This window comes from Brachybacterium sp. (assembly GCF_052095815.1).
Taxonomy (GTDB): Bacteria; Actinomycetota; Actinomycetes; order Actinomycetales; family Dermabacteraceae; genus Brachybacterium.
The window spans coordinates 1-17,946 of sequence record NZ_JBQDLF010000059.1 but is presented as its reverse complement, the minus strand read 5'-3'; the positions used below and the strand labels follow the sequence as shown (position 1 = coordinate 17,946).

At 68.1% G+C, this 17,946-nt stretch carries 18 protein-coding genes and 1 tRNA gene; 12 read left to right on the top strand and 7 right to left on the bottom strand.

The window, feature by feature from the left end; all coding sequences use genetic code 11:
* The 3 genes from ACTH43_RS16675 to ACTH43_RS16665 all read left to right on the top strand — a co-directional run.
* Positions 1 to 2,168: multifunctional oxoglutarate decarboxylase/oxoglutarate dehydrogenase thiamine pyrophosphate-binding subunit/dihydrolipoyllysine-residue succinyltransferase subunit (locus tag ACTH43_RS16675; RefSeq protein WP_441446018.1), on the top strand; the 2,168-nt coding region annotated here is incomplete at its 5' end.
* Positions 2,169 to 2,262: 94 nt separating this feature from the next.
* Positions 2,263 to 2,907 (top strand): GDSL-type esterase/lipase family protein, encoded by a 645-nt coding sequence (locus ACTH43_RS16670; RefSeq protein WP_441446017.1) that lies wholly within the window; start codon positions 2,263 to 2,265, stop codon positions 2,905 to 2,907.
* 137 nt (positions 2,908 to 3,044) lie between these two features.
* Entirely contained in the window at positions 3,045 to 3,119 is a 75-nt protein-coding gene (locus ACTH43_RS16665; protein WP_395963762.1) for a 50S ribosomal protein bL37, read from the top strand.
* Between the two features lie 130 nt (positions 3,120 to 3,249).
* On the opposite strand, the gene ACTH43_RS16660 is transcribed toward ACTH43_RS16665, so the two are convergent.
* Both ACTH43_RS16660 and ACTH43_RS16655 read right to left on the bottom strand, forming a co-directional pair.
* Positions 3,250 to 3,621 carry an anti-sigma factor gene (locus tag ACTH43_RS16660; protein WP_441446016.1) on the bottom strand — a complete coding sequence of 124 codons (372 nt, stop codon included), beginning with the start codon at positions 3,619 to 3,621 and terminating at the stop codon, positions 3,250 to 3,252.
* Positions 3,618 to 4,415, bottom strand: a complete 798-nt coding sequence (locus tag ACTH43_RS16655; protein ID WP_441446015.1) for a sigma-70 family RNA polymerase sigma factor — start codon at positions 4,413 to 4,415, stop codon at positions 3,618 to 3,620. The genes ACTH43_RS16660 and ACTH43_RS16655 overlap by 4 nt, the downstream gene beginning before the upstream one ends.
* A gap of 256 nt (positions 4,416 to 4,671) precedes the next feature.
* Here ACTH43_RS16655 and ACTH43_RS16650 point away from each other — a divergent pair, with 256 nt between their 5' ends.
* From ACTH43_RS16650 to ACTH43_RS16625, 6 genes are all read left to right on the top strand, one after another.
* A complete protein-coding gene (locus tag ACTH43_RS16650) occupies positions 4,672 to 5,238 on the top strand; it encodes a hypothetical protein (protein WP_441446014.1) in 567 nt (188 codons plus the stop codon).
* A 5-nt stretch (positions 5,239 to 5,243) separates the two neighbouring features.
* On the top strand, positions 5,244 to 6,569 hold the full coding sequence (gene aroA, locus ACTH43_RS16645) for a 3-phosphoshikimate 1-carboxyvinyltransferase (protein ID WP_441446013.1): 1,326 nt from the start codon (positions 5,244 to 5,246) through the stop codon (positions 6,567 to 6,569).
* Complete coding sequence (gene rsgA / locus ACTH43_RS16640) at positions 6,566 to 7,642, top strand: ribosome small subunit-dependent GTPase A (protein WP_441446012.1); 1,077 nt, start codon at positions 6,566 to 6,568, stop codon at positions 7,640 to 7,642. Before aroA ends, rsgA begins: the two co-directional genes overlap by 4 nt.
* A gap of 98 nt (positions 7,643 to 7,740) precedes the next feature.
* On the top strand, positions 7,741 to 8,535 hold the full coding sequence (gene hisN / locus ACTH43_RS16635; RefSeq protein WP_441446011.1) for a histidinol-phosphatase: 795 nt from the start codon (positions 7,741 to 7,743) through the stop codon (positions 8,533 to 8,535).
* Positions 8,536 to 8,714: 179 nt separating this feature from the next.
* Complete coding sequence (locus ACTH43_RS16630) at positions 8,715 to 9,935, top strand: pyrophosphate--fructose-6-phosphate 1-phosphotransferase (protein WP_441446010.1); 1,221 nt, start codon at positions 8,715 to 8,717, stop codon at positions 9,933 to 9,935.
* 31 nt (positions 9,936 to 9,966) lie between these two features.
* The gene (locus tag ACTH43_RS16625) at positions 9,967 to 10,797 is read left to right on the top strand and encodes a C2 family cysteine protease (RefSeq protein WP_441446009.1); all 831 of its coding nucleotides are present in this window, start codon (positions 9,967 to 9,969) and stop codon (positions 10,795 to 10,797) included.
* Positions 10,798 to 10,878: 81 nt separating this feature from the next.
* On the opposite strand, the gene ACTH43_RS16620 is transcribed toward ACTH43_RS16625, so the two are convergent.
* Complete coding sequence (locus ACTH43_RS16620; protein WP_441446008.1) at positions 10,879 to 11,508, bottom strand: SGNH/GDSL hydrolase family protein; 630 nt, start codon at positions 11,506 to 11,508, stop codon at positions 10,879 to 10,881.
* Between ACTH43_RS16620 and ACTH43_RS16615 the strand changes: the two genes are divergently transcribed.
* Positions 11,507 to 11,809, top strand: a complete 303-nt coding sequence (locus tag ACTH43_RS16615; protein WP_441446007.1) for a hypothetical protein — start codon at positions 11,507 to 11,509, stop codon at positions 11,807 to 11,809. The genes ACTH43_RS16620 and ACTH43_RS16615 overlap by 2 nt on opposite strands.
* A 37-nt stretch (positions 11,810 to 11,846) precedes the next feature.
* Complete coding sequence (locus ACTH43_RS16610) at positions 11,847 to 12,449, top strand: DUF1349 domain-containing protein (RefSeq protein WP_441446006.1); 603 nt, start codon at positions 11,847 to 11,849, stop codon at positions 12,447 to 12,449.
* 410 nt (positions 12,450 to 12,859) lie between these two features.
* On the opposite strand, the gene ACTH43_RS16605 is transcribed toward ACTH43_RS16610, so the two are convergent.
* Positions 12,860 to 12,933, bottom strand: a tRNA-Met gene (locus tag ACTH43_RS16605).
* Between the two features lie 172 nt (positions 12,934 to 13,105).
* Positions 13,106 to 16,210 carry a UPF0182 family membrane protein gene (locus ACTH43_RS16600; protein ID WP_441446005.1) on the bottom strand — a complete coding sequence of 1,035 codons (3,105 nt, stop codon included), beginning with the start codon at positions 16,208 to 16,210 and terminating at the stop codon, positions 13,106 to 13,108.
* A gap of 156 nt (positions 16,211 to 16,366) precedes the next feature.
* Between ACTH43_RS16600 and ACTH43_RS16595 the strand changes: the two genes are divergently transcribed.
* A complete protein-coding gene (locus ACTH43_RS16595; protein WP_441446004.1) occupies positions 16,367 to 16,900 on the top strand; it encodes a PPA1309 family protein in 534 nt (177 codons plus the stop codon).
* Between the two features lie 19 nt (positions 16,901 to 16,919).
* Here the strand turns inward: ACTH43_RS16595 and ACTH43_RS16590 are convergent, their stop codons facing one another.
* Positions 16,920 to 17,429, bottom strand: coding sequence for a single-stranded DNA-binding protein (locus tag ACTH43_RS16590; RefSeq protein WP_441446003.1), 510 nt, complete (start codon positions 17,427 to 17,429; stop codon positions 16,920 to 16,922).
* Between the two features lie 326 nt (positions 17,430 to 17,755).
* Positions 17,756 to 17,946, bottom strand: a 191-nt coding sequence (locus tag ACTH43_RS16585; RefSeq protein ID WP_441446002.1) for a Fe-Mn family superoxide dismutase, incomplete at its 5' end; no start/stop codon positions are given.

Below are 17,946 nucleotides of genomic sequence, written 5' to 3'. Positions count from 1 at the left end.
CCTTCGAGACCTTCCTGCAGACCAAGTTCGTGGGCCAGAAGCGCTTCTCGCTGGAGGGCGGCGAAGCCGTCATCCCGATGCTGGATGCCGTCCTGCATGGCGCCGCGCACAACGGTCTCGAAGAGGTCTGCATCGGCATGTCCCACCGAGGCCGCCTCAACGTGCTCTCGAACCTCGCCGGGAAGAGCTACGGTCAGATCTTCCAGGAGTTCGAGGGCAACTACGGCAAGAAGCTCGGCTCCGGCGACGTCAAGTACCACCTGGGCACCGAGGGTACCTACACCTCGCATGACGGCGAGTCCACCAAGGTGTACCTCGCAGCGAACCCCTCTCACCTGGAGGCCGTGAACCCGGTCCTCGAGGGCATCGTCCGCGCCAAGCAGGACCGTCTCGAGCGGCCCGAGGAGTTCCCGGTGCTCCCGGTCCTCGTGCACGGTGATGCGTCGTTCGCTGGCCAGGGAGTGGTCACCGAGACCCTCAACCTCTCGGAGCTGCGCGGTTACCGCACGGGCGGCACCATCCACGTGATCATCAACAACCAGATCGGTTTCACCACGCTGCCGGACTCCTCGCGCTCCTCGTACTACTCCACGGATGTCGCCAAGTCCACGCAGCTGCCGATCTTCCACGTCAACGGCGACGATCCGGAGGCCTGCGTGCGGGTCGCCGAGATCGCCTTCGAGTTCCGTCAGAAGTTCCAGCGCGATGTCGTCATCGACATGGTCTGCTACCGCCGCCGCGGGCACAACGAGGGGGACGATCCCTCGATGACCCAGCCCGAGATGTACAAGCTGATCTCGGAGAAGCCCTCCACGCGCAAGCTGTACATGGAGGCGCTGATCGAGCGCGGAGACCTCACCGAAGAGGAGACCGAAGGGCTGGTTCGCAACTTCCAGGATCACCTGGATGAGGCGTTCGCCTCCACGCGCGGGGGCGCTGCGAGCTCTTCGGACACGGACACGGTCAATGGCCTGGAGCTGCCGGACGCTCAGCAGGACGCTGCGGAGCCCGAGGAGGTGCGCACCGCCCTCGATCCCGCCGTGCTCGAGCAGATCGGCAAGGCGCACACCGACATCCCGGGTTCGTTCACCGTCCACCCCAAGCTGATGACGGTGCTCCAGCGCCGCACGCAGATGTCCACCTCCGGCAAGATCGACTGGGCCTTCGGCGAGCTGATCGCCTTCGGCTCGCTGCTGCTCCAGGGGCATCGGGTGCGACTGGCGGGCCAGGACTCCCGACGCGGGACCTTCGTGCAGCGCCACAGCGTGCTCATCGACCATGAGAACGGTGACACCTGGACCCCGCTGTCCTACCTCTCTGACGACCAGGCTCGCTTCAATGTCTACGACTCCTCGCTCTCGGAGTTCGCGGCACTGGGCTTCGAGTACGGCTACTCGGTCGAGAGCCCGAACTCCCTGGTGCTGTGGGAAGCGCAGTTCGGCGACTTCGTCAACGGCGCGCAGACCATCATCGACGAGTTCATCTCCGCCTCCGAGCAGAAGTGGGGCCAGAACTCGAGCGTGGTGATGCTGCTCCCGCACGGCTACGAGGGCCAGGGACCGGACCACTCCTCCGCCCGCATCGAGCGCTTCCTGCAGCTGTGCGCGGAGGAGAACATGCGGGTGGCGGCCCCGTCGACCCCTGCGAGCTACTTCCACCTGCTGCGCAAGCAGGCGCTCGCAGAGCCCAAGAAGCCGCTGGTGGTCTTCACCCCGAAGTCGATGCTGCGCAACAAGGCAGCGGTGAGCGGCGTGGAGGACTTCACGACCGGGACCTTCGAGCCTGTCCTGCCGGACACCACCGTGGACCCGGCCGGGGTGCGTCGCGTGCTGATCGCCTCCGGCAAGGTCTACTGGGACCTGGCCGCCCGCCGCGAAAAGATGGGCACTACCGACACTGCGATCGTCCGCGTCGAGCAGCTCTACCCGCTGCCCAGCGAGCAGCTGAAGAAGGCGCTGGACGGCTACCCCGACGCCCACCTGGTGTGGGTCCAGGAGGAGCCGCAGAACCAGGGCGCCTGGAGCTTCATGGCGATGAACTTCGCGGTCGAGGTCGGTCGCACGCTGCGGGTCGTCGCCCGAGCGGCCTCCGCCTCCCCCGCCACCGGCTCGAACGCGACCCACAAGGTCGAGCAGGAGGATCTGCTCGATCGGGCCTTCGACGCCTGATTCCTCGCGGGTCACGGGTTCGCCCGTGGCCCGCGACGCGGTTAGTGTTGACGCCGTTAGTGTTGAGGTCCCCGTCCCCGTCCAGGAGGTCCCGGTGCCCACCGTGCCCATGACGCTCGCCCCGCATCCGGAACCCCGGATCCGCATCATCGCGCTCGGAGACGAGCTCCTCGCCGGGGTCGGTGACGCCCGCGCACTGGGCTGGCTCGGACGAGCGGTGGCCAGCGAGCAGGGTGCGGACAGCCGCATCGACGTCTTCACCGCGGCACTGCCCGCGCAGAGCTCCGCGGACCTGGCCGAGCGCTGGGACGAAGAGGTGCAGCGTCGCTTCTCGACCCAGGGGCAGGCCGACGGATCGATCGATCATCGGGTGGTGGTGGCCATGGGACGCGGCGACGTCGAGGCGGGGATCTCCCTGGCCCGCTCGCGCCTGAACCTCGCCAAGATCCTCGACGGGCTGGAGCGTCTGCGGATCCCCGCGTTCGTGGTCGGCCCGCCGCCCAGCCGCGACCCGGGGACCACGAGCTCCGTCCGTGAGCTCTCCGCAGCCTTCGAGGACGTCTGCTCCCGTCGTCGGATCCCCTTCGTCGACACCGTCGGCGGTCTGACGGGTCACGACCAGTGGGAGAGCGACCTGTCCCGCTCACCGGGCGACCATCCGGGGCAGACCGGCTACGGGCTGATGGCCTGGCTGGTGCTGCACGCCGGCTTCGGCTCCTGGCTGGGCACCTCATCCTGACTCACCCGCCCCTGAGCAGGGACGAGGCCGAGTGACCTCGGACTCAGCAAAGTTCATGCGCCCCCTCCGGGAGACTCCAGGGGCGGCGTGATGTGGCACAATCGTCGGGTTCCCCCGGGCGAAGAAAGGAGATCGTGATGAGCAAGCGAGGACGCAAGCGCAAGGCTCGCCGCAAGAGCGGCGCGAATCACGGCAAGCGCCCCAACAGCTGACCGTGACGTCGCCACGAGCGACATGACGAAGGGCCCCTCCCATCGCGGGAGGGGCCCTTCGTCATGCCTGCGCTCGTCATGCCTGCGTCGGCGCCCGAAGGCAGTCTCTTCGCGGCGGCGCCACTCTCCGTCAGTCGGAGTCGGGATACGTGCGACGGGTGGTGGTCGAGCTGGTGGTGATGCGCACTGTGCTGCCGTCGACCTCGGTGCGGGTCACCGAGACGGTCCGGCACTGCACGGCGATGCGCTCGCGGAGCTCGGAGGGTGCGCGATCCGCACAGCTGCGGCGCACCAGCTCCTTCACCCGGCGCACCTGCTCCCACTCATCGGCGCATTCCGGGCAGTCCACGGTGTGGCGCTGCATCTTCTCCACCATCTCCCGGGGAAGCTCACCGTCGAGCGCCTCTTCGAGCCCGTAGCGAAGATCCCGTCGCGGCCGCTGCCCGGCATCCTCACGCCCTGCGTCGTCGCTGTCACGCCCTGCGTAGTCGCTGTCGCTCATCGTTCCTCCTCCCGATCGTCCGACGAGGTGATCGTCTGGTCCCGCACATCCGTCTCGGCTTCCGTCGTGGCGCCCGGCCCGGAACCTGCCCCTGTATCCGACCCGGTGCTCGACCTTGTGTCCGACCCGGTCTCCGTGGGGTCCTCTCGCAGGAAGCCGCTGCGGTAGGCATAGTCGGAGAGCTGCTCGCGCAGCTGTCGGCGCCCGCGGTGCAGGCGCGACATGACCGTGCCGATCGGGGTGTCCATGATCTCGGCGATCTCCTTGTACGCGAAGCCCTCCACGTCGGCGAGATAGACGGCGATGCGGTAGTCCTCCCGCAGCTCGCCCAGCGCATCTTTGACCGCCGAGTCGGGGAGGCTGTCGAGCACCTCGGTCTCCGCCGAGCGGAGACCGCTGCTGGTGTGGCCCGCGACCTCCGCCAGCTGCCAGTCCTCGACCGTGTCGGTCCAGGCCTCCTTCGGCCTGCGCTGCTTCTTGCGGTAGATCGAGATGTAGCCGTTGGTCATGATCCGGTACAGCCAGGCGCGCATGTTGGTGCCCGGGGTGAACCGATCACGAGCACGGAAGGCCTTGACGAAGGTGTCCTGGACCAGATCCTCCGCGTCATGCGGGTTGCGAGTCATCCGCAAGGCGCCACCATAAAGGGAGTCCAGGTGCGACAGCGCCTCGGTCTCGAAGTCGAAATCCTGCACGTCGTCGGGGGCTGGGATCGTCGGCGCCCGGTCAGCCTCAGGGGGGCCTGCCTCGGGCGGGCCGGCCTCAGGGCTCGGGGTGGCATCAGTCTGGATCATCGTCCTCCAACCTACGCCACGGGGCCGGGTCGGAGCGTGCTCGAGCACAGTCACGGACATGCATCGTCTCCTCTCCCGGCATCCGCCGGAGTCTCGCGGGATCGTCAGGGGCGGCCAAGTCCGTCCCCTCCATGCACCCGGTGCAACGCAAGAGGCCCGGCGGATGTTCCCTCCGCTGTAGTCTGGACGCCGGTGAGCTGCCCGACACGGCCGGCTCACCGGACCTGCTGACACCCGTCAAGAACGTGAGGACACCATGGCCCTGGTCCGCCGCATCGCACGACCGCTGCTCGCCGCTCCCTTCATCTTCGAAGGTGTGCGCACCGCACTCCACCCCGAGCGGGAGATCGATGTCTACCCGCAGGCCTTCGACGCGGTCGATTCTGCGATCGCCAAGAGCTCAGCGCCCGGCTTCGTCGATGCGCGCACCGTGATCCGCGCTGCCGGCGCGGTCGCGGCCGGCGCCGGCGTCCTGTACGCCACCAACCGTTACCCGCGCGCCGCGGCGGCGACGCTGCTGTTGACCACCTCGATCGGCTGGGCCGGACGCAAGAAGGTCTGGGAGCTGCGGGGCGAGGAGCTGACCCATGAGGTCCAGTCGATCCTCACCGACGCCGGGCTGCTCGGCGGCGTGCTGCTGGCAGTGGTGGATCACGATGGTCGTCCTTCGCTGGGCTACCGCGCGAACAAGTTCGTCGAGCGCAGCCAGAAGAAGGCCGCTGCGACGCAGCGTGAGCTCGAGAAGAAGGCCGACAAGCTGGAGAAGAAGGCGAAGGGCGCAGTGCAGACAGCACAGAAGCAGCTCTCCGTCCAGCAGGGTTGACCTTGATGGCTTCCGAGGTGCTGTGGAACGCACCTGTTGCTGACGAACCCGTCGACGCGCTGGTGCGGGTCCCGGGATCGAAGTCCCTGACCGCGCGCTGGATGCTGCTGGCGGCCGCCGCGGACGAACCCTCGACGCTGCGTGGCGCCCTGGTCTCCCGCGACACCCGGCTGATGCGCGATGCGCTCGAGCGACTCGGCGCGGTGCTGGTGGTGCAGGACGGCTCCCTGCAGGTGACACCGCTTCCGCCCCCTGCCGAGCATCCTGCCGACCCGATCGAGATCCACACGGGTCTGGCGGGGACGGTGATGCGGTTCGTGCCGATGCTCGCAGCCCTCCATCACGGAGACGTCCGTTTCACCGGGGACGACGCCGCGCTGCAGCGTCCGATGGATGCGGTCATCGACGCCCTGCGGCAGCAGGGCGTCGAGATCACCGAGCACGGACAGCCCGGGCATCTGCCTCTGACCGTGCACGGCACCGGGCGCCTGCGCGGCGGCCGGATCGAGGTCGACGCCTCTGCCTCCAGCCAGTTCGTCTCCAACGTGCTGCTGGTCGCCGCGCGTGCCGAGACGGATGTGGAGCTGGTGCACGTGGGCCAGGTGCTGCCCTCGCTGCCGCACATCGAGATGACGCTGGAGACGATGCGTCAGGCCGGGATCCAGGCCTCTCATCGCATCGACGACCAGGGTCGGCACAGCTGGAGCGTGAGCGCCGGGCCTATCCGACCGGTGCAGGTCTCCATCGAGCCGGACCTGTCGAACTCCGGCCCCTTCCTGGCCGCGGCGATGGTCACCGGCGGCACGATCGCGGTTGACGACTGGCCCGAGACCACGACCCAGCCGGGGGATGCCTACCGGGAGCTGCTGAGCCGGATGGGCGGTGAGATCTGGCGTGAGGACGAGACGCTCTGCGTGAAGGGCACCGGGAAGATCCGTGGCATCGACGCGGATATGTCCGCGGTCGGCGAGCTGGTGCCCACCATGGCGGCGCTCTGCGCTCTCGCGGACTCTCCGTCCCGGCTGACCGGAGTCGCGCATCTGCGCGGCCACGAGACCGATCGGTTGAAGGCCCTGGTCACTGAGCTGTCGAAGATCGGGGCACGCACCGTCGAGCTGGAGGACGGGCTGGAGATCCACCCGGGGCCGCTGCATGGCGAGGTGTTCGAGAGCTACGAGGATCACCGCATGGCCACTGCCGGCGCGATCATCGGGCTCAGGGTTCCGGACCTGCGGGTGGTCAACATCGGCACCACCCAGAAGACCCTCCCCGACTTCGTCGGGATGTGGCTGGCGATGCTCCACCCGGAACCGGCGGTGGATGACGCGTGAGCCGCTCGGCCCGCGAGTACGACGAGAGCGATATCCGCGTCCGCCCCAGCAGGCGCGGCTCGCGGCCTCGTACCAAGGACCGGCCCAAGCATGAGGACGCCGTCACCGCCCGCGTGGTCTCCGTGGACCGCGGGCGGTGGCGGACGATCGTCGAGGAGGGCACCGGAGCGGAGCGCGCGGTCACCGCGATGCGTGCCCGTGAGCTCGGCCGCTCCCCCATCGTTCCCGGCGACCTGGTCGGCCTGGTCGGGGACATCTCTGGGCGTGATGGGTCGCTGGCCCGCATCGTGCGCATCCAGGAGCGCAGCTCCTTCCTGCGCCGCAGCGCCGATGACGACGACCCGACCGAGCGCCCGCTGGTCGCGAACGTCGATCTGATGGTGATGGTGACCGCTGTCGCCGATCCCGAACCGCGCGGCGGCATGGTCGACCGCTGCCTGGTCGCGGCTTATGTCGCCGGCGTCGATGCCCTGCTGGTGCTCACCAAGACCGATCTGCGCTCCCCCGACTCGTTCCTCACCGCCTATGCGCCGCTGGGGCTCGATCATGTGCGGACGCGACGGGAGTTGCCCGAGGAGGCGGCCGAATCCGGGCGTCCCGGGCAACCCGGGATCGTGGGCCTGGAGGAGCTGCGCGAGCGGCTCTCCGGGCGGGTCAGCGTGCTGATCGGGCACTCGGGCGTGGGCAAGTCGACGCTACTGAATGCCCTGGTCCCCGGTACCGACCGGGCGATCGGAGTGGTCAACGACGTCACCGGCCGGGGCCGCCACACCTCCTCCTCAGCGCTCGCGATGGCGCTGCCGGAGGACGACGGCTGGGTGATCGACACTCCCGGCGTGCGCTCCTTCGGGCTGGGCCATGTGGACCCCGAAGAGCTGCTGGAAGCCTTCACAGACCTCGCGGAGCTCGCCGAATGCTGCCCCCGTGGCTGCACCCATCTCGAGGACGCGCCGGACTGTGCTCTGGATGCGCTGGTCGAAGGCGGCAAGGCGGGAACCGCCGGTCCTGCCCGTCTGCTCTCCTACCGGCGCCTGGCCACCGCGCTGCGCAAGAACGATCCCTGGGAGCTGTGAACGCAGCGCGGAGAAGCCGCCGCTGCGCCGCGCAGGTGGCTTCCCGAGGGTCCGCGTCGCTGCGGGAAGCAGGCGGGCACGGGTCGTAGTGTGGGCGCATGTCGAGTCGATTCGCCGATGACCTGCGCCTGGCCCATGTGCTCGCCGATGCCGTGGACCAGCTGACCATGTCCCGCTTCAAGGCACAGGACCTCGAGGTCTCCACCAAGCCGGACCTCACCGAGGTCACCGATGCCGACCGCGCCGCCGAGCAGCTGGTGCGCTCTCAGCTCTCGCGCTCACGCTCCCGGGATCAGGTGATCGGTGAGGAGTTCGGCTCCACCGGTGCGTCGCCGCGTCAGTGGGTCATCGACCCCATCGACGGGACCAGCAACTTCGTGCGCGGCGTGCCCGTCTGGGGCACGCTGATTGGCCTCATCGAGGATGGCCGCCCCGTGGTGGGCCTGGTCTCTGCGCCAGCGTTGAACCGGCGCTGGTGGGGCGGCGAGGGCGCAGGGGCGTGGACGGGCTCGCGGATCAACAGCGCCTCTCGCCTTCAGGTCTCCTCCGTCGACTCGATCGAAGAGGCCTCGCTGTCCTACTCCTCCCTGCACGGCTGGGCGGATCAGGACCGGCTCCCGCAGATGCTGAACCTCATGCAGCGCTTCTGGCGCACGCGCGCCTATGGTGATTTCTGGTCCTACATGCTCGTGGCGGAGGGCGCGGTGGATGCGGCCTGCGAACCGCAGCTCGCCCTGCACGACATGGTCGCGCTGGTCCCGATCCTCACCGAGGCCGGCGGCCGCTTCACCTCGCTCGAGGGTGAGGACGGCCCCTTCGGCGGCAGTGCGGTGGCGACCAACGGTCGCCTGCATGAGGAGATCCTCGAGGCGCTCGCGGCCCGCGACTCCTGAGGACGCGAATACTGAGTTTTCCGCTCCTGGTCCGGGCGGGAGATCCGAACGGGCGCCCACGGAGTCAACCTCGTCGCGGCGACCGCGGCGTCCACGCGGGGACCTTCGTCATCGGGCCCCAGGCCGTCTCGGTAGACTCGGGGCACTGTGCCCCCGAACTGTGAAGGGAATCCTTCTCCATGACCGTCAAGCGCGTCGCCCTCCTGACCGCAGGTGGCTATGCCCCCTGCCTGTCCTCCGCCGTCGGCGGTCTCATCGAGCGGTACACCGAGCTCGTGCCCGACGTCGAGATCATCGCCTACAAGCACGGCTACTGGGGCCTGCTCTCCGGCGAGAAGATCGTGGTGGACGACGAGGTGCGTGCGAAGGCCGGCCTGCTGCACAACTACGGCGGCTCCCCCATCGGCAACTCCCGCGTGAAGCTCACCAACACCGCGGATCTGGTCAAGCGCGGCCTGATCCAGGAGGGCGAGAACGCCCTCGAGGTCGCGGCGAACAAGCTCAAGGCCGACGGCGTGGACGTGCTCCACACCATCGGCGGCGACGACACCAACACCACGGCCGCGGATCTCGCGAAGTTCCTGCACGAGAACGGTCACGAGATGCAGGTCGTGGGCCTGCCCAAGACCATCGACAACGACATCGTGCCGATCAAGCAGTCGCTCGGTGCGAAGTCCGCCGCAGAGCAGTCGAGCATCTTCGCGCAGAACATCATCGCCGAGCACGGCTCGAACCCGAAGATGCTGATCATCCATGAGGTCATGGGCCGTGCCTGCGGCTACCTCACCGCACAGGCGGCCGAGTACTACCAGACCTGGCACTCCCAGCAGGAGTGGCTGCCCGGGATCGGGCACCGCGCCGAGCGCTGGGACGTGCACGCCGTGTTCCTGCCCGAGCTGAAGCTCGACATCGAGGCCGAGGCCGAGCGCCTCAAGGTGGTCATGGACGAGGCCGGCTGCGTGAACATCTTCCTCTCCGAGGGTGCGGGCATCCCCGAGATCGTCGCCGAGATGCAGGCGCGCGGCGAGGAGCCCGAGAAGGACCCCTTCGGCCACGTCAAGATCGACACCATCAACCCCGGCCAGTGGTTCGCGAAGCAGTTCGCCGAGAAGCTCGGCGCCGAGAAGGTCATGGTCCAGAAGTCCGGCTACTTCTCCCGCTCCGCGAAGGCGAACCCCGAGGACATCCGCCTGATCAAGTCGATGACCGACTACGCGGTCCAGGTCGCTCTCGAGGGTGGCTCGGGACTGATCGGGCACGATGAGGAGCGCGGGGATGTGCTGCGCGCCGTCGAGTTCGAGCGGGTCGCCGGGCACAAGGCCTTCGACATCTCCCAGCCCTGGTTCCATGAGGTCATGGAGCGCACCGGCCAGAAGATCGTCGCGGCTGAGAAGCACTGAGCCTCTCCATGATGTCCGGGCGGAGATCCTCATGAGCAGCTCCCGCCCGCGCGTGCGCACCTGGCGCCGCACCCTTCGCGCGCTCGCCCTGACCGGGCGGGCGCGCGATGCGCGTCTCGGGGCCACTGAACCCGCCTGGTCCGGTCCGGAGACGGGCTCCCCCGACCCGACTGTCCATCACCTCGGGCCCGGACCGGGCGCCACCGCGCTCAAGGCGGACCACGGCCCGCTCGCCCCACCGCAGCTGCTGAGGCCCAGTCAGGGGCGGCTCGGCGACTGCTGGGTGATGGCCTCGATGCTCGCGATCCATGAGACGGCTCCGGAGCGTCTGCGTGCTCTCCTCTCTGCCGAGGAGGAGGGCATCGTCACGGTGCGGCTGCCCGCGGTGTCGGTCCCGATCCGCGTGGATCGGATGCTGCCGGTCGATGAGCAGGGGATCTTCCAGTACGGCCGACGGGACGGCGCGAACCCGGGCTGGGTGGGCGTGCTCGAGAAGGCGATCGCCGCCCATGTGGCCGGGGACTACCGCTTCCTGCAGCGCGGCTTCGCCCGTTTCGGCTTCGAGCTGCTGCTGGGCGAGCGGGTCCACTCCCAGCTGCGGATGCCGAGCGCCGCGCAGATCATCACCTGGCGCGACGAGGGGCGGGCGATCGCCGCCTCCACCCATCCGCTCAGCTCGCGTGTTCCCACCGCCGCCGGCCCGTTGCCCCGCAACCATGTGTTCGCGGTGGTCGGCGCGGATGCGCGCAGCGGTCATGTGCACCTGCGGAATCCCTGGCGCCCTGATCAGCTGCTGGTGCTCGATGCCCGCAGCTTCCGCCGCGGGTTCCTCTCGGTGGATGTGACCGCGCCGCTGCGGTGAGGCTCCACGGGGTGCCGGAATCGGACGGATGACCGGCGGGATCTGAACCCGTCACCTCCACGGCGCAGCGTGAGGAGCCGTTCAGCGTCCTGCTGCGTCGAGCCAGGCGTCGGCGATCAGGCGGTGCCCCGGCGGGGTGGGGTGCACGCCGTCCTCGGCGATGCTCTGCGGGGTGTGACCTGCCGCGAGGGCCGTGGCGAGCACCTGCTCGAGATCCACGATGCGGTGGCCGTGCTCCTGCGCGAGCCGGCGGATGATCGCCACCTTGCCGTCGAGGTCGCTGTGGATCCGCGTGCGCTCCTCGTCGATATCCGCGACGAACGGGATGATCATCAGCACCGGTGCCTCCGGCACCGAGGCGGCGAGCTGCGCGAGGAGGTGGCGGTAGCCCTGCTCGAACGATTCCTCGGTAACATGCTCACCCCGGGTGAAGCGGTGCCAGGAGTCGTTGACGCCCACGTAGATCGTCACCAGGTCGGGGGTGAGGTCCAGGCAGTCGGGGCCGAATCGAGCCTCGAGGTCGGCGACCTTGTCCCCGCCGATCCCGCGGTTGATCACCGTGGAGGTGGGCTCGTGGGCCGCGAAGTGCTCCGCGAGCAGACGGACGTAGCCGTGGCCGAGCTCCTCGGGGTCTTCTCGACGGCCGGCATCGGTGATCGAATCGCCGATGAAGAGCAGGGTGCGGGATGCGGGGGCGGTGGGCGCGGTCATGGCGGACATCGTGCCAGAAATGCGATTCGGATGCTCGAATGATCTGCGACCACTCGCCGCGACACGTCCAGCACTGTGCGGGTCGCGCAGTGCAACGGCTGGTGCTATCGCGACGTCGATACCCGGATCGGTGGCGTTCGGGGTCTTCAGCGACGGCTCTGACGAGGGCGATAACGATGCCGAAGGCGATGCCGATGCCGATGCCGATAGCGATGCCGCCGAACACCCCACCGTAGACTCGCCTTCGACCGCTTGCGCGTCCGATGCCGATCCCGGCTCACGACTGTTCCGCCCCGGATGACTCGTAGGAGTCCCGGACGACTCGTAGGAGTTCTGTGATGTCTGCCCTCACCCTGCCCGCGCTCCCGTTCCCGCTCGAACCGTCGCGGGTGCCATGGGAAGTTGTCGGAGAGGACGAGCTGCGGGCCACCTCCGAGGCCAGAACCGACATCTTCATCGCGCCGTTCCCCGGCGCGGAGCCCACGCTCAATGCGGGGACGCTGTTCGGTACAGCGCCGGAGGGCGACTTCCAGCTCAGCGCACGGGTCACGGTCGGCTTCCACTCGAAGTTCGATGCCGGGGTGCTGATGCTCTGGCACGACGAGGAGCACTGGGCGAAGCTGTGCTTCGAGGCCGCCCCGGACGGCAGCACGACCGTGGTGTCGGTGGTCAACCGCAAGGTCTCCGATGACGCGAACGCGATGATCGTCGAGGGCGAGCAGGTGTGGTTGCGGATCAGCCGGATCGATGGCATCTACGCGTTCCACAGCTCGTTCGACGGTCTGCGGTGGGACATGGTGCGTCTCTTCGCCCTCGACTCCCCCGCTTCTCTGCAGATCGGCTTCGAAGTGCAGTCGCCGACCGGCGAGGGCTGCGACGTCGTCTTCGACCAGATCTCTTTCACCGCAACGCGCCTGGAGGATCAGCGCGACGGCTCCTGAGCGCGCCCGGCAACATGCAGCCAGGTCTCTGAGCCGGCCGGGGCTTGCTGAGGCCCGCTGCAGCGTCCTCAGCGCGACGGGCCCCGGGCTCCGCACCTCCTGCGTCTATCGAGCCGCAGAGCATCGCCCAGCCTCTGCCTGGGGGTGGCCGTGAGGAGGTGCTGATCGGCGAGGTGCGAAGGGTCCAAGTCCTCGTGCCGAACGGACTCTGCCAGGCCGAGCTGCGTCTGCAGAGCCGAACCCATCTGCTCTCACCGCACTTGGCCGCTCGTCGCCCCGGTCGACACCGAGAGCCTGGCCTGGGTCAGCCGGTGGACAGGAAGGTCAGACCGTGCGAAGGCGGTCCCCGCGATCGAGCATAAAACTAGGGCCCCTGATCAGCATTTCTGCTGGCCAGGGGCCCTATCTCGTAGCGGGGGCAGGATTTGAACCTACGACCTCCGGGTTATGAGCCCGGCGAGCTACCGAACTGCTCCACCCCGCGTCGACATGTGTAACTCTACGACCCCCTCGCCCCCACGTCCAACCGAGAGTGGTCGAACGTGTGCCATGACACGTTCATAGGCCGTTCACCTGCCTGGACGCCGGAACGCCCGGCCGGATCCGGCGTGGGCCGGCGCCGGTCGGGCGTCCTGGGAGGGATGGTCAGCGACGGATCAGCCGCCCCCGCCATCGGAGGGCTGGGCCGGCACTCCGGTGCCGCCGAGCTCCTTGTTCGCCTCGATCGCACGGTTCAGCGCATCACTGAGACGTGTCTGCGCGTCGCCATAGGCGGCCCAGTTCCCACTGGCCATCGCAGTCTCGGCATCCGTGACCGCGGTGTCCATATCCGTGAGGGCTTGGTCCAGGCGCTCCTGAGCGGTCCCGGCAGCGGGCGGCGGGGCCTGCTGCCCTTCCTCACCCTCGGCCGGAGCCTGCTCGCCCTCATCGACAGTGCCGTCACCCGTCTCGGTGTCAGCAGTGCCGGAGGGTGCGTCAGGGTCGACGACCTCGGCATCACCGGCGTCGGCGCCCGAGTCACCGCCGAAGACGAGGTCCAGCGCCTCGTCGAGCGTCGGCGCGAAGCCGATCTTCTCGCCGAAGGAGACCAGCACCATCTGCAGCAACGGGTACTGGGTACCGCCGCCGGTCTGCGAGGACTGCAGATAGACGGGCTGCACGTAGAGCAGGCCGCCGCCCACCGGGAGGGTGAGCAGGTTGCCGTTGATGACCTCGGAGTTTCCGGACTTCAGCAGGTTCAGCGCCTGGGAGACGTTCGGCTCCGCGTTGAAGGTGGCCTGCACCTGGCCAGGGCCGTTGACCGGGTTCGAGGCCGGCAGCACGAGCAGCGTCATGTCACCGAAGCTGTCGGCGGGGTTCCCTTCGGCGTTCCCGGTCTCCGAGTCCACGGCGAGATAGCCCGTGAGCACGTTCTGGCCGTCGGAGGGGATGAAGCTCGAGGAGAGCATGAACCGCGGGTTCTCCGCGTCAGGCATCTGCATCGTGAGGTACATCGGCGGCTGCGGGGCCTGCTGGCCCGTGGTGCCATCGGTGTTGGTCGGCGCCGGGACGGTGGGATCCGGCGGCACCTGCCAGAAGTCCTGCTGGGTGAAGAAGTCATCCGCGTCGGTGACGTGGTACGTCGACAGGATCTCGCGCTGGGACTTGAAGTAGTCCGCGGGATAGCGCAGGTGCGACATCAGATCGCCGCTGATCTCGGAGGCCGGGCGCAGCGCCTCCGGGAACACCTCAGCCCAGGCCTTCAGGATCGGGTCCTCGGTGTCCCACGTGTAGAGGGTCACCGAGCCGTCGAAGGCGTTCACGACCGCCTTGACGGAGTTGCGCATGTAATTCGCCGAGCGTTCACGGTTGGCGGCCGTGTTGTTCGGATTGGTCTGGGAGTCGTTGACCGTCTGGTCCAGATCCACAGACTGGGCGTACGGATATTCCGTGGTGGTGGTGTAGCCGTCGACCACCCACACCAGCTGATCATCGACCACGGCCGGATACATCTCGGAGTCCAGCGAGAGGAACGGTGCGACCTCACGGACCCGATGCTGAGGGTCGCGGTCATAGAGGATCTGTGACTCCTCGTTGAGGTAGTTGGAGATCAGAATGTTGGGATCGCGGAACTTGATCGCGTACAGCAGCTGGTTGAAGAAGCTGCCCACCGCGGGCCCACCATCACCCTGGAAGGTGTTGTAGACCTGGTCCCCGCCCTCCTCGTCATCGGTGCTGCCACGCTGGTAGTCGAACTCCTCGGGCTCGCTGCCCTCAGGAGCGCCGACGACCGAATAGTCCGGGGAATGGCGACCGAAGTAGACGCGCTCCTCGTGCTCGCTGAACGCGCCGCTGCCCGGCACGCCGGACTGCAGGAAGCTCGGCTCGCCATCGGCGTTGCGACGGTTGCCGTAGGCGGCGGCGGTGCCGTAGCCGTGGGTGTAGATGACGTGCTGATCCACCCAGGAACGATCGGCGAGACCGAACTTGTCCGGCCGCAGCTCACGAACGCCGATCACGGTGTCCTGCAGCTCGCCGTCGATCTCGTAACGGTCCACGCTGAGCACCTCGTCGAAGCCCCAGTACTGGCGGTTCGCCTCACGCTGCTCGAAGGTCGGCGAGATGATGTTGGGATCCATCAGTCGGATCTGCGCGGTGGTCGAAGCATCCTCACGCAGCGCCCCCGGCTCAGCATCGGTAGTGGCCGTGTACGGGACCTCGTTGACATCGTCGAGGTTGAACGCGGTGCGAGTGGCGTCGATGTTGTTCTGGATGTAGGGCTGCTCGAGCGCACGCTCGTTGGGCTGGACCTGGAACTGTTGGATGGCCCACGGGTAGAGGTTCCCGACCACCAAGGTGGAGAGGATCATCAGGCCCGCGCCGATCGCGGGGATGCGCCAGTCGGAGCGGAAGATCCACACCACGAACATCGCCGCCACCACGATCGAGGCGATCGCGAGGATGGTCTGCGCGGGCAGGATGGCGTTGTGGTCCGCGTAGGAGGCGCCTTCGAAGCGTGTATGGACGGCAGTGAGCAGGTCATAGCGCTGGAACCAGTGGCCAGCGCCGAGCAGCAGCACATAGATCGTGGCCAGCACTCCGAGATGCCGCCGTGCGGACCGGGTGACCTCGAGCCCGCTGTCCTGACCCCAGCTGACGCCGCCATAGATGAAGTGACCGATCACGGCGCCGACGATCGAGACCAGCAGCACGAACTGCCCGAAGGAGATCAGCATGTCGATGAGTGGCAAGGTGAAGACGTAGAACGAGATGTCATTCTCGAAGATCGGATCGACCTGGCCGAAGTCCTGGGGGTGCAGGAAAAGCTGCACGTCCTTCCAGCCCCGTGACAGAGCCAGCCCGCCGAAGGCACCGATCACGACCGGAGCACCGTAGGTGAGCCCACGGCGCAGCGGATCCACGGCGGCGCGGAACTGCTCGAGCGCCTCCTGCTCACGAGTGACCGGCGGGTACACGGGACGCCTGGTGTAGGCCATGCGCAGGCTGAGGAACAGCGGGACTGCGAACACGATGAAGCCGACCAGGAACAGGAGCGCCTGGGTGATCCAGCGGGTCATGAGCACATCGGTGAACTCGAGCTGGTCCATCCAGAGGTACTTGGTCCAGATCTCGGAGGCGAGGACCAGCAGGACGATCAGCAGCGCGAGGATGCCGATGGTGATCGCCAGCGGCGAGATCCGCCGGGGACCGCCAGAGCTCGCGTCAGGGGCCGGTCGTGGGCGCGGCCGTGGCATGTCGCCGAACGGGGCGGAGAAACTCACAGATAACCTCAGGTGCCTCGGTGCCGGAGCCCGTGATCACATCGCCTGCTGGGCAGGGGACGAGACTCCGGTATCCGGGTACAGTGTGGTGCCGCCGCGAGACGCGACGGTCCACCCATTCTGTCAGGCCGAACCTGTGAGGGACCTCTCGATCCGATGACGACTCCGGCCCCGGACCCACTCGACGCCTCCACCGCCGCGCTTGCCGCTGCGGTTCTCGAGGTCGCCCGCCATGTGGAGGGCAGCGTTCTGCCCGCACCACGCCTGTTCGCCCTGGCCCGCAGCGCGGAGCTGATGGCAGCCTCCCCGTCGCTCGCCGCGCTGCTCGGCGCGGCAGACGGCGAAGCCGGCGCCCCCGACGATCTCCATCTCACGCCGATCGATCTCGACGACGGCTCCCCCACCGCGGCTGATCCGCTCGCCGTGCTCGAGTCGGCGCAGTGGCCGGAGCTGGCTGCGGGCGGGGCGATCGTCTGCGACCTCGCACCGTCCGCGTGGAGCGCCCGCGATGACGAGAAGGACCAGAAGCTGCCCAGCGGCAGCTCCTTGCGAGTGGTCGTGGCTGCGCTGGCCGACGGCACCACCTGGTCTGCGGTGCAGCGCAGCGACAAGGACGACTACGTCCTCGGCGCCGCGCTGCTGCCGGAGATCTCCCAGGCTCTCGTCCAGACCCTGCAGGCCGCCGACTGAGACCGGTGGTGAGTCGAGCTCAGAAGACCGACGCATAGGAGTCGTCGTTCGACCCCTCCTCCACGGTCGTCGCCTCGTCGTCTCCGGTCGATGTGTCAGCCTCGACTGCCGTTCCCGCGGGCAGGACCTCCCCGGTGTTCGGATCCATATCGGGCACATCCACCGACCGCAGAGGGCGGGCGAAGCTGGTGCTGCCGAAGGTGAGGTCGTGGCCGATTGCCTCTGCCTGGATGTTCAGAGAGTGGCGGGCGGTGTTGTCCTCACCGGTCCACTCGGAGGTGTTCAGCCGGCCGGTGACGATGAGCGGCTGACCCTTGCGCACCGAGGCGAGCAGGTTGCGCGCCAGCTGTTTCCGAGCGAACACGGTGACGAATTCGGTCTTGCGGTCGGTGAAGTCCTGCGCGGACGAGTTGTAGTAACGCCCGGTGACCGCGACCCGCACCTTGGCGGTGACGGATCCGTCGTCCTGCGGATGTGAGGTGGGGTCGGCGGTGGCGTTGCCCATGATGGTGGTCTGGATATCCCGCATGGCGGTGTCCTTCCTCAGGTACCGGGACTTTCCCGGCCTCGGCTCCCTGCCGATGCCCTCAGCGTCGCGGTCGCGCCCCGTCGCTTCCAGTGCAGAGCGATTCCTGTGGACGAAGCGGCTCTGTGGAGGAACGGTCGGGCGGGAGTGAGGTGCGGACAGCGCAGCGGCCGGCCCCTCCGTGGAGGGACCGGCCGCTGTCATCCCGGACACGGGCCGGTGACGGCCCGCGCAACGAGGTGGATCAGACGCTGAATCGGATCCGGCACTGAGTCGGATCCGACGCCGAGCCGGATCAGGCGCTGGTGCTGATCATGCGCCGGAGCAGGTCAGGCCTTGGGGATGACCAGGCCGGAGGCGTTGCTCGTCGCGTTCTCGAACCGCGCCTGAACATCGGCCCAGTTCACGATGTTCCAGACCGCCTTGACGTAGTCAGCCTTCACGTTCTGGTAGTCCAGGTAGAAGGCGTGCTCCCACATATCCAGCTGGAACAGCGGGATCGTCGCGACCGGCACACCGT